4 protein-coding genes are annotated in these 12,805 nt (G+C 66.0%); all 4 read left to right on the forward strand.

Annotated features, from left to right (window positions below; translation table 11 throughout):
- Positions 1 to 266: 266 nt before the first annotated feature.
- The 4 genes from JFY56_RS15140 to JFY56_RS15155 all read left to right on the forward strand — a co-directional run bounded on the left by JFY56_RS15140 (position 267) and on the right by JFY56_RS15155 (position 12,804).
- Complete coding sequence (locus JFY56_RS15140; RefSeq protein ID WP_208314660.1) at positions 267 to 5,129, forward strand: NAD-glutamate dehydrogenase; 4,863 nt, start codon at positions 267 to 269, stop codon at positions 5,127 to 5,129.
- Positions 5,130 to 5,914: 785 nt separating this feature from the next.
- Positions 5,915 to 8,701 carry a bifunctional glycoside hydrolase 114/ polysaccharide deacetylase family protein gene (locus tag JFY56_RS15145; RefSeq protein WP_408004413.1) on the forward strand — a complete coding sequence of 929 codons (2,787 nt, stop codon included), beginning with the start codon at positions 5,915 to 5,917 and terminating at the stop codon, positions 8,699 to 8,701.
- Positions 8,679 to 12,257, forward strand: a complete 3,579-nt coding sequence (locus JFY56_RS15150) for a tetratricopeptide repeat protein (protein WP_208314662.1) — start codon at positions 8,679 to 8,681, stop codon at positions 12,255 to 12,257. Before JFY56_RS15145 ends, JFY56_RS15150 begins: the two co-directional genes overlap by 23 nt.
- A 28-nt stretch (positions 12,258 to 12,285) precedes the next feature.
- Positions 12,286 to 12,804, forward strand: coding sequence for a penicillin-binding protein activator LpoB (locus JFY56_RS15155; RefSeq protein WP_208314663.1), 519 nt, complete (start codon positions 12,286 to 12,288; stop codon positions 12,802 to 12,804).
- The last annotated feature ends 1 nt before the right edge of the window (position 12,805 follow it).

The raw sequence follows: 12,805 nt of genomic DNA on the forward strand, positions 1-12,805 counted from the left end.
ATGGCTGGCGGGTTGCACCCGCCCTACGTCGGCACGGCGGAAATACCGCGCACGCTCGTACGCCCGTTCCATGTCCGGCATCGCGTTGAACGAATATGTCGCAGGCTCGTACGTGTCGCCGTCGTGACTGTGGCTACTCTCTTGCGCGGTGGTGACCGTGCGGTCGCCGCCGCGAGTGCCGCACTGCCGTTCGCCCTGCGGCCTCGCCAGCACGGATAAGCGATCTACGCTGAATTCGAATACGACGAGCCAAGCGGAGTACCAACATGGCGTTCTTCACCGCGGCCAGCAAAGCCGACTTCCAGCAACAACTGCAAGCGGCCCTGGCGCAGCATGTGAGCGAGAAAGGGTTGCCACAAGTCGCCCTGTTCGCCGAGCAATTCTTCGGCCTGATTTCCCTCGACGAACTGACCCAGCGCCGGCTGTCCGACCTGGTCGGCTGCACGCTGTCGTCCTGGCGCATGCTGGAACGCTTCGACCCCAGCCAGCCGGAGGTCCAGGTATACAACCCGGACTACGAGAAGCATGGCTGGCAGTCCACCCACACCGCCGTGCAGGTACTGCACCCCGACCAGCCGTTCCTGGTCGATTCCGTGCGCATGGAGCTGATCCGCCGCGGCTACAGCATCCACACCCTGCAGACCACCGTGATCAGCGTACGGCGCAATGCCAAGGGCGACTTGCTCGAACTGCTGCCCAAGGGCACCCAGGGCAAGGACGTGCGCCATGAGTCGCTGATGTACCTGGAGATCGACCGCTGCTCCCACGTCGGCGAGCTGAAGACCATCGCCAAGTCGCTGCTGGAAATGCTCGGCGAGGTGCGCCTGGCGGTCGCCGACTTCCCCGCCATGCAGGCCAAGGCCGCGGAGCTGGTGGCCGGGCTCGGCAAGTCCAAGCTCAAGGGCCGTACTGAGGAGTTGGCGGAAGTCCGCACGTTCCTCGAATGGCTGCTGGACAACCATTTCACCTTCCTCGGCTACGAGGAATTCACCGTGCAGGAAGAGGCCGATGGCGGCCAGATGGTCTATGACGAGGGTTCGTTCCTCGGCCTGACCAAGCTGCTGCGCTCCGGCCTGAAGAAGGACGAGCTGCATATCGAGGACTACGCCGTCGCCTACCTGCGCGAGCCGGTGCTGCTGTCCTTCGCCAAGGCTTCGCAGCCGAGCCGGGTGCACCGGCCGGCCTATCCGGACTACGTGTCGATCCGCGAGATCGACGGCAAGGGCAAGGTCGTCCGCGAGTGCCGCTTCATGGGTCTCTACACCTCGGCGGTATACGCCGAGAGCGTGTTCGATATCCCCTTCGTGCGCGGCAAGGTCGCCGATGTGCTGCAGCGTTCCGGCTTCGACAGCAAGGCGCACCTGGGCAAGGAACTGGTGCAGATCCTCGAAGTGCTGCCACGCGACGACCTGTTCCAGACGCCGGTCGAAGAGCTGTTCAACACCACCATGTCGATCATGCAGATCCAGGAGCGCAACAAGATCCGCGTGTTCCTGCGCAAGGACCCGTACGGCCGCTTCTGCTACTGCCTGGCCTATGTGCCGCGCGACATCTATTCCACCGAAACGCGCCTGAAGATCGAGCAGGTCCTGCGCGACCGGCTGAAAGCGAGCGACTGCGAGTTCTGGACCTTCTTCTCCGAATCGGTGCTGGCGCGGGTGCAGTTCATCCTGCGGGTCGATCCGAAGAACCGCATCGACGTGGATGCCGCCCAGCTCGAACGCGAGTGCATCCAGGCGTGCCGCTCCTGGCAGGACGACTACGCCGCCCTGGTGGTGGAGAACTTCGGCGAGGGGCAGGGCAACAACATCCTCGAAGACTTCCCGAAAGGCTTCCCGGCGGGTTACCGCGAGCGCTTCGCCCCGCATTTCGCGGTGGTCGACCTGCAGCACCTGCTCAGCCTGTCCGACACCCGCCCGCTGGTGATGAGCTTCTACCAGCCGCTGGCCCAGGGCGAGCAGCAACTGCACTGCAAGCTGTACCACGCCGATGCGCCGCTGGCGCTGTCCGACGTCCTGCCGATCCTGGAGAACCTCGGCCTGCGCGTGCTCGGCGAGTTCCCCTATCACCTGCGCCACTCCAACGGCCGCGAATACTGGATTCATGACTTCGCCTTCACCTACGCCGAAGGCATCGATGTTGATATCCAGCAACTCAATGAAATCCTGCAGGACGCCTTCGTCCACATCGTCAGCGGCGATGCGGAGAACGACGCCTTCAACCGCCTGGTGCTGACTGCCGGCCTGCCGTGGCGCGATGTCGCCCTGCTGCGCGCCTATGCGCGCTACCTGAAGCAGATCCGCCTGGGCTTCGACCTCGGCTACATCGCCAGCGCACTGAACGCCCATGTGGACATCGCCCGCGAACTGGTGCGGCTGTTCAAGACGCGCTTCTACCTGGCGCGCAAGCTGGTCGGCGAGGACCTGGAAGAGAAGCAGCAGAAGCTGGAGCAGGCGATCCTCAGCGCCCTCGACGACGTCCAGGTGCTCAACGAAGACCGTATCCTGCGGCGCTACCTCGACCTGATCAAGGCGACCCTGCGCACCAACTTCTACCAGACCGACGCCAACGGCCAGAACAAGAGCTACTTCAGCTTCAAGTTCAATCCGAAGACGATCCCGGAGCTGCCCAAGCCGGTGCCGAAGTACGAAATCTTCGTCTACTGCCCGCGTGTCGAGGGCGTGCACCTGCGCGGCGGCAAGGTTGCGCGCGGCGGCCTGCGCTGGTCGGACCGCGAGGAAGACTACCGCACCGAAGTGCTCGGCCTGGTCAAGGCGCAGCAGGTGAAGAACGCGGTGATCGTGCCGGTCGGCGCCAAGGGCGGCTTCATCCCACGCCGCCTGCCGGTGGGCGGAACCCGCGACGAGATCCAGGCGGAAGCCATCGCCTGCTACCGCATCTTCATTTCCGGCCTGCTCGACATCACCGACAACCTCAAGGAAGGCGAAGTGGTGCCGCCGGCCAACGTGGTGCGCCACGATGAGGACGACCCCTATCTGGTGGTGGCGGCCGACAAGGGCACTGCGACCTTCTCCGACATCGCCAACGGCATCGCCGCCGAGTACGGCTTCTGGCTCGGCGACGCGTTCGCCTCCGGCGGTTCCGCCGGCTACGACCACAAGGGCATGGGCATTACCGCGCGCGGTGGCTGGGTGTCGGTGCAGCGGCACTTCCGCGAGCGCGGCATCGACGTGCAGAAGGACAGCGTCACGGTGATCGGCATTGGCGACATGGCCGGCGACGTGTTCGGCAACGGCCTGCTGATGTCGGACAAGCTGCAGATGGTGGCGGCGTTCAACCACATGCACATCTTCCTCGACCCGAATCCGGACCCGGCAGCGAGCTTCGCCGAGCGCCAGCGGCTGTTCAACCTGCCGCGTTCGTCCTGGGCCGACTACGACGCCAAGCTGATCTCCGCCGGCGGAGGCATCTTCCCGCGCGCGGCCAAGAGCATCACCCTGAGCCCGGAAGTACGCGAGCGCTTCGACATCGAGGCGGAGAAACTGACCCCCACCGAGCTGATCAACGCCCTGCTCAAGGCGCCGGTCGACCTGCTGTGGAACGGCGGTATCGGCACCTACGTGAAGTCGAGCAAGGAAAGCCACGCCGACGTCGGCGACAAGGCCAACGACGGCCTGCGCGTGGACGGCCGCGAGCTGCGGGTGAAGGTGGTGGGCGAGGGCGGTAACCTCGGCATGACCCAGCTGGCGCGGGTCGAGTTCGGCCTCAACGGCGGCGCCTGCAACACCGACTTCATCGACAACGCCGGCGGCGTGGACTGCTCGGACCATGAGGTCAACATCAAGATCCTGCTCAACGAGGTGGTGGCCGCTGGCGACATGACCAGCAAGCAGCGCAACAAGCTGCTGGCGGAAATGACCGAGCAGGTTTCCGGCCTGGTGCTGGGCAACAACTACAAGCAGACCCAGGCACTGTCCCTGGCCGAGCGCCGCGCCCGCGAGCGCATCGCCGAGTACAAGCGCCTGATGAACGACCTGGAAAGCCGCGGCAAGCTGGATCGCCCGCTGGAATTCCTGCCGACCGACGACGTGCTCGCCGAGCGCATCGCCGTCGGCCAGGGCCTGACCCGTTCCGAACTGGCGGTGCTGATCTCCTACAGCAAGATCGACCTCAAGGAACAACTGCTGAAGTCGCTGGTGCCGGATGACGACTACCTCACCCGCGACATGGAAACCGCCTTCCCGCAGACCCTGGTGGAGCGCTTCGGCCCGGCCATGCGCAGGCACCGCCTGAAGCGCGAGATCGTCAGCACGCAGATCGCCAACGATCTGGTGAACCACGTGGGCATCACCTTCGTGCAGCGGCTGAAGGAATCCACCGGCATGAGCCCGGCCAACGTCGCCGGCGCCTATGTGATCGTCCGCGACATCTTCCACCTGCCGCACTGGTTCCGGCAGATCGAGGCGCTCGACTACCAGGTGCCGGCGGAAGTGCAGCTGACCCTGATGGACGAACTGATGCGCCTGGGTCGCCGCGCCACCCGCTGGTTCCTCCGCACCCGCCGCAACGAACTGGACGCGGCCCGTGACGTGGCGCACTTCGGCCCACGCATCGCCGCCCTCGGCCTGAAGCTCAACGAGCTGCTCGAAGGCCCGGTCGCCGAGCTGTGGCAGGCGCGCTACCAGGGCTATGTGGACGCCGGCGTGCCGGAACTGCTGGCACGCATGGTGGCGGGCACCAGCCATCTGTACACCCTGCTGCCGATCGTCGAGGCCGCGGACCTCACCGGCCTCGACCCGGCCGAAGTGGCGCGCGCCTACTTCGCCGTGGGCAGCCAGCTGGAACTGACCTGGTACCTGCAGCAGATCAGCAACCTGACGGTGGAAAACAACTGGCAGGCGCTGGCCCGCGAAGCCTTCCGCGACGACCTCGACTGGCAGCAGCGCGCCATCACCGTCTCGGTACTGCAGATGCAGGGCGCCCCGGCGGACATCGGCGAACGCGTCGAGTTGTGGATCGAGCAGCACCGCTCGCTGGTCGAGCGCTGGCGCACCATGCTCGTCGAGCTGCGCGCATCGGTGAGCACCGACTATGCGATGTACGCGGTAGCCAACCGTGAACTGCTCGACCTGGCGCAGAGCAGCCAGCATGGGGTGGGCGTTCCCTGACGGCAGGTTCTTGAATGCTCTTCAGCCCCGCCTTGTGCGGGGCTTTTTTTCGCCGTCCGTGTCTCTCCTTCATCCGTAGGGCGGGTGAAACCCGCCATGATGCCTCCGAACTGGCGGGTTGCACCCGCCCTACCTGCTACGGTGTGGCGCGTGCCGTTGGCGCTGAGCAACGCGGGTTCTGGCTCAGCCACGTAGTTACGTAGCATCCTACGTGTGGTGCCAACGCGGCCGCGTCGATTATCTGACAAGCCTGCAGGTTTGCTTCTGGCGGGGGAGGGCAGGTCATTTTTCTGCCTCTGGTTGGGGCAGAGTGCGGCCGGTTGAATGGGATGATCATCACAGAACTGACAATTTGGAATTAATCACTTCGGGCCTTTCCGAACGGCTTTTTCGGAGAGATTCACACAAGAATATTTACAACTTTCCATTGATCTAGAGCCTTCCGGCGGGCTTCGGGGTGTTTCCTGATCGCAGGCTTGTTCTCATCTTTCAAGGACTTATGAGGAGGTTTGGTTTCTCCTCCGAGGAGTCATTTCGGAAAGAAATATTAGTGGCATCAATGGCGTCATTATTATGACTTTTTAGGGTGTCTTACTGGCTTTACAGTCAGTAGTTTGACAACTCTGTGCCAGAGTCGTTTTATCTACCCCATAACTCCGAAGGAAATAGCTGTAGGAAGAGGAGAGCCCGCCCCGTCGTTTCGATGACAGGCAAGGGGCAGAGGTGGGGATAGAACTGACCAAGGGATGCGGCGGGTCCTGGCACCCGTCGATCGAAAAAACTCTATGCGCTCGATCGGACTCTGGTGGCCGGCCTGGCTCGCCGGCCTGGCTATTGCTCTGCTTTCGTCCGCCACTGCGGCCAGCCAACCCGCCAGTGTGGCCTTCTGGTACGCCGAGAAACCACCGCTGGCGGAACTGGCCCAGTTCGACTGGGTGGTGCTTGAAGCCGAGCACGCTTCCGCCAAGGATGTGGCTTACCTGAAGGCCCAGGGCAGCACGCCGTTCGCCTACCTGTCGATTGGCGAGTTCGACGGCGATGCCACAGCCATCGCCCGGCAGGGGCTGAGTGCCGCCGCGAGCGATGTGCGCAACGATGCGTGGGACAGCCAGGTCATGGATCTCGCCGCTCCCGCCTGGCGCCAGCGGGTCTTCGAGCGCGCCGCGCAACTGCGCGGGCAGGGCTATGCGGGCCTGTTCCTCGACACCCTCGACAGCTTCAACCTGCAGGATGCGGAACGGCATCAGGCGCAGCGCAAGGCGCTGGAGACCCTGCTGGCGGACCTGCATCGACGCGAGCCGGGCCTGAAGCTGTTCTTCAACCGTGGTTTCGAGGTTCTGCCGGACCTGCCCGGCGTGGCTGCGGCGGTGGCGGTCGAGTCCATTCATGCCGGCTGGGATGCGGCGAACAGGCAATACCGCAAGGTGCAGCAGGACGAGCGCGACTGGCTGAAGCCGCACCTGGATCGCCTGCGCGCCGCGGGCACGCCCATCGTTGCCATCGAATACCTGCCGCCGGAGCGCCGGGAAGAGGCGAGGGCGCTGGCCAGGCAACTGCGCGAGGAAGGCTACATCCCTTATGTGACGACCCCGGACCTGGATTCGCTGGGCGTCGGCAACGTGGAAGTACAGCCCCGGCGCATCGCCATGATCTACAACCCGGACGAAGGCGACCTGACCTTCAACACCGGCCACATCCGCCTGGGCGGACTGCTCGAATACCTCGGTTACCGGGTCGATTACCTGCCCACCAATCAGCCGCTGCCGACACGCCCCATGAGCGGCCTCTACGCCGGGGTGATCACCTGGATGACCAGCGGCCCGCCGGCCAACAACGGCGCGTTCGACGACTGGCTCGCCGCGCGCCTGGACGAGCATGTACCGGTCGTCTTCATGGCCGATCTGCCGGTGCGCAGCGACAGCCTGCTGCAGCGCCTCGGCCTGCGCCGGCTGGCGAAGCCGCTGAAGGGCGACGTGCAGGTGGAACAACAGGACAAGCATCTGCTCGGCAGCTTCGAGGCACCGCTGGTATTGCGCACGCGCAGTCTCCCGCCGCTGGCCGTGATCGATCCGCAGCAGGTCACTCCGGCGCTGACGCTCAAGGGCGCCGGCGGGCTCTACGTGCCGGTCGCGCGCGCGCAGTGGGGTGGTTTCGCGATGACGCCCTATGTCCTCGAAGTGGTCGGCGAGCGCGATCGCTGGATCATCGATCCGTTCGCCTTCGTCCGCGACACGCTGCGTCTGCCGCCGTTGCCCCGGCCGGATGCGACCACCGAGAACGGCCGGCGCATCGCTACCGTGCACATCGACGGCGACGGTTTCGTCTCGCGCGCGGAGGTGACGGGCAGCCCCTATGCCGGGCAGCAGGTGCTCGACGATTTCATCGAACCCTACCCGTTCCTCACGTCGGTATCGGTGATCGAGGGCGAAATCGGGCCCAAGGGGATGTACCCGTATCTGACGCGGGAGCTGGAGCCGATCGCACGGAAGATCTTTGCCAATCCCAAGGTCGAGGTCGCGACCCACACCTTCAGCCATCCATTCTTCTGGCAGCCGCAGAAGGCCGAACAGCGGGAAGGATTCGAGGCCGAATACGGCTACAAGATGGCGATCCCGGGCTACGACAAGGTCGACTTCGTCCGCGAGGTCGTCGGCTCGCGCGACTACATCAACAAGCGCCTGACCACCCCGGCCAAGCCGGTGAAGATGATCTTCTGGTCCGGCGATGCACTGCCGGATGCCGACACCCTGAAGCTGGCCTATGACAGCGGGCTGATCAACGTGAATGGCGGCCAGACCATCCTGACCAAGGCCTTCCCGTCGCTGACCGGGCTTTACCCGCTGATCCGCCCGACCGCCGGCGGCGTGCAGTACTACGCGCCGATCATCAACGAAAACCTCTACACCAACCTCTGGCAGGGGCCCTACTACGGCTTCCGCGGGGTGCTGGACACCTTCGATCTGACCGAGAAGCCCCGCCGCCTGCGCGGCCTGCACCTGTACTACCACTTCTACTCCGGCACCAAGCAGGCATCGATCCAGGTCATGCGGCAGATCTATGCCGCCATGCAGGAAGTCCAGCCGATGTCGATGTGGATGAGCGATTACGTCCCGCGCCTGGAGGGCCTGCATCGCGCCAGCCTGGCGCGCCGCGCCGACGGCGCCTGGCAGCTGCGCGGAATGGCCGGCCTGCGCACCCTGCGCCTGGACCCGGAACTGGGCTGGCCGGACCTGGCCCGCTCCACAGGGGTGGCCGGCGTGCGCGACCTGCCCCAGGGACGTTATGTCCATCTCAGCAGGGATGAAGCCGTGCTCGCCCTGCGTACCAGCCGTGATCCGCGGCCGGCGCTGGAGGAAGCCAACCAGCCGCTGAGCCGCTGGGCCTACCAGGATGGGCGACGGGTCAGCTTCGCCTTCGACGGCAACCTGCCGCTGCGCTTCAGCGTGCGCGCGGCCGCGTCCTGTCGGGTGACCGTATCCGGCAAGACCTACACGGGGCGGGCAGGGAATGGCCTGTGGAGTTTCGAGTTGCCGATGGGGCGGGTAGCCGATGGTCAGCTTGTCTGCAATTGAACCGCGCGCGAAGACACGCCTGCTGAGTCCCTGGGCGATCCTGGGGATCGCCGTGGGAGTGCTGGCCCTGCTGGCGCTGATCTTCAACAGCGAAGAGGCCTTTTTCCCGAAGGATGGCGACGCGCCGGACGCGGTTTCGATCAACTATGCCGAGCTCCTGCTCCGTCTCCATCCGGGTGACGACACCCTGCGCCTGCGCCTGATCGACCAGTTGATCGTGCTTGGCGAATATGAGCGCGCTCGCGGACACCTGGCGTTGCTGAAAGGGCATGGCAGCGCTGTCGCGCCTTTCTACGGCTTCGAACTGGACCTGCTGAAGGCACAGGCCAATCCGGCCGGGCTGGATGCGAGCGAGCAGGGGGCCCTGGTCGGGCGGCTGCGGCTGATCGACCGTGCCGCACTCGACAACGCGCAACTCGAGCGGCTGGCTACCTCGGCCCTCCAGTTGGGGGCGCCGGATCAGGCGGCGGCAGCCTATGAGGAACTGGCCGGGCGGGATGCGGAAAAACGCCGGCACTGGCTTGCCAGGGCAGCCCACTGGCATCTCGCCGCGAACCAGCCGGAACGCGCCGCCCAGCTCTATCAGCAGATCGCCGCGCAGACGGACGACCCGGTTCGGCGCAACGAATACCTGCATCGGGCCTTCTCCAGCCTGCTGGCGGGCGACCGCTCGGAGCAGGCGGTCGAGCTGCTGGCCGAGCACCTGGAGCAGTTGGGCGAGGACCCCACCTCGCAGGTCTGGCTGGATGAGGGCGTACGTGCGGCCCAGGGCAGCCAGCGTTTCGACCTGGCGGAACGCTTCGTCCAGCGCTGGCGCGCTTTGCACCCGAGCGATCCGTGGGCCGTGGACGCGGACTTCCAGTTGAGCATGGCTTCCGGGGCGACCGAACGGGCCTGGCAGGTAGGCCAGGAACTGCTCGAACTGCGTCCCGACGATTCGAAACTGCTGGCCAGCATGGCGCGTCTGGGCGAGTGGACCGGCCATCCGCAGCAGGCGCTGCAGTACTGGGTCCGGGCGTTCCGCCAGGGCCAGGCGCAGGACGTGCATGCGCATGCTTGGCGCCTCGCCGCGCAGCTGTTCGACTTCGATACGGTGCTCGCCCTGCTTGCGCCGATGTCCAGCCAGCGGCAGCTCAGCGACGAGGAACTCGACGCCGTGATCTACAGCCACGAGACGCGCGGCACGCCCGAGGCGGGCGAAACCTGGCTGCGCGACTACCTGTCGCGCTACCCGCGGCAGCGCCTGGGCTGGCAGCGTCTGCACCAAGTGCTCGGGCGCATGCAGAAGCTGCCGGAGGCAAGCCGGGTGTGGGCGGACATGGCCCGGCGTTTCCCGTTGAGCCTGGACGAGCGGCTGGAGTGGGCGGAGCTCCAACTGAGCCTGTTCGACCCGCAGTCCGCCTGGGACGTGCTCGCAGGTGTGGACGACCGTTCGGTGACCCGGCCGGCCTTCTGGCAGTTGCGCGCGGAGATCGCCTGGATGCTGGAGCGCGATGACGATGCGCGCCGGACCTACGAGCGCATGCTGGCCCTGGGTATCCCGCTGTCCAGGAGCGAAGAGGAACAACTGGTCAGCCTCTACGAGGGAGCCGAGCCGCACCAGGCCCTGGCGGTGCTGGTCGACAGTCTGCAGCGCCGGCCCGATCTCCAGCGCCTGGCCTCGGCCCTGGAGCTGGCGCAGGACCTGCGCGACTGGCAGACGCTGCGCAGCCTGCTGGCGCAAGGCGCGGAGCTGCAGGGAGCCGCCGACATGCCGGCGTACCAGTTGGCGCAGGCCCGCCTTGCCGAAGAGGACGGCGAGGCCGCGAAGGCCGAAGGCATCTATCTCCAGGCCCTGCAACGATTCCCCGGGGAAAGTCGGATTCGCGAGCGCCTGCTCTGGTTCTATATCGACCAGGGACGCCGCGATGCGCTGCCGCCGCTGTTGCAGGGCTGGCGCGCCCAGGCGCAGAACGAGAGAGAACTGTGGCTGCCGTTCGCCAGCGCCAGCCTGATGCTCAACCGCAATGCCGAGGCCCTGGTCTGGTTCCAACGCTACCTGAAGGCCTACCCCGACGACTGGTTGGTGCAGGCCGCCTATGCCGATGCGCTCGATGCCTCCGGTTATCAGGATCGCGCTCTGCGTCTGCGCCGCATCCTGTTGCGCCAGGCCGACCGCGAGCGGATCAGCGCCACGCCGGACAGTTTCGCCAGTTACCTGCATCTGGTTTCGGTCAGCCAGGGGCCGTTGATGGCCCAGGGTCTGGCCCGGCAGGCCTGGAATGGCGAGCCGGCGATGCTGCAGATCTGGTTCGACCAGTTCCTCGAGCGTCTCAGTGCCGGCAACCAGGAAACGCTGAGGGACGACTGGCTGGCCTGGGGACGTGCCCGCGGGCTGAAGATCGACGACTCCGAAGCGATCCAGCAGGCTCTGCGCAACGACAACCGCGTCGCCCTCGAACGCCTGCTGGCGTCCAGCGGTATGGACCCGGCCCAGCGGGTCGAAGCCCTGCAGCGTCTCGGCCATGGCGACCAGGCCCTGCGGGAGAGCCTCGCCGCGGTGGGCGGCGGGCAGCCGACGGCGATTCAGGAACAGTTGCTGCGGCAAAGCGTGGAACAGCTGGAAAGTATGCCGCAGGGCCTGCAACTGGGCTGGCACAAGAAGGACTTCGGCGGGCTCGACTTCAAGGGGCCGACGTTGCAGGTGGCAGGCAACCTGGGGAGCGACTGGTATTCCGGTCTCGAACTGGGGCAGGGCCGTTACAACAGCGATGACCTGGACGATTCCGTGCTGGGCACGGAGCGCAACGCACAATTGCTGCTGCGCCGGCAACTGGCCGACGGTGCCTTCGACGTCATCTTCGACGGCAGTTGGCGCGACGACGAGGACCGCTACGGCCTCGGCCTGGCGCGTAGCTGGAAGCTCGACTCGCGCAACGAGCTGCTGGCCGGGGCGGACTGGCACCGGGAAACCGACGAGACCGGCCTGCTGCGCGCGCTGGGCATGCGCGACGACATCTGGCTGGGTGGCCGCCACGGCCTGAGCGCACGCGATGAGCTGGGCTGGCGCCTCGCATACAACCGCTATTCCACCCGCGAGGGCGACGATCTCGGCCGGGGCGAGGCGATCAACCTGGAGTGGGCGCACACCCTGTTCTTCGATGGGCCGGCCTGGCAGGTGCGCGCCGGCGTCGATTACCAGCACAACCGGCTCGACGACATGCCCGAGGACCTGCTGGTGTCCCACGGCGGCGCGCTGTTGCTGGATGGCGCCGATACCCACGACCTGCTGCAGGACCGCTACGGACAGGTCTATTTCGGCAGCACCTGGCGGCGCGGTTTCCCCGGGGCGCTGAACCGTACGAGGCCGTACTTCACCTGGGTCGTGGATACCATGGCCGGCTGGCAATGGACGGAAAGCGAATTCAACTACGGAATCGACGTCGGCATCGGCGTGGAAGTGCTTGGCGACGACGAACTGGCATTCACCCTCGGTTACCAGTCCGCTCCACAAGGCAGTGGCGGCGATGGCGGGGGAGTGATCGGCGTGACCTACAGCACCCGCTTCGGGCGCTGAACAGGGAATTCAACAGGAGGAATCAACCATGCAATCCATCCGCTGCCTGACTTTCGCAGCCATCGCCCTGGTCATGGCGGGCTGTTCCAGCTTCACCAGCGAGCGTGGTTCGGCACTGCCGCGCGATGCCGAATGGGGGCTGTTGCCGGTGCTCAACTACTCCCAGGCGCCGCAGGCCGGCGAGCGTGTCGAGCAGATACTGCTCAGCGTACTGGCCGAGGATGGCGTGCGCCCGTGGGTCTACCCGGAGCTGTCGCAGAGCGATCCGCTGCTGCTCGACGACCGCGTGCGGCAGAACCAGGCGCTGGACTGGGCGCGCCAGCAGAAGCTCGCCTACGTGGTGACCGGCAGTGTCGAGGAATGGCAGTACAAGAACGGCCTGGACGGCGAGCCGGCGGTAGGGGTGAGCCTGCAGGTGCTGGAGACCTCCAGCGGCAAGCTGCTCTGGAGTCGCAGCGGCGCGCGCGCCGGATGGTCGCGGGAAACCCTGGCGGGCACCGCGCAGACCGTCCTGCGTGATCTGGTCCGCGACCTGCGCTTCGAGTGAC

Source organism: Pseudomonas schmalbachii, assembly GCF_017589465.1.
GTDB classification, from domain to species: Bacteria; Pseudomonadota; Gammaproteobacteria; order Pseudomonadales; family Pseudomonadaceae; genus Pseudomonas; species Pseudomonas schmalbachii.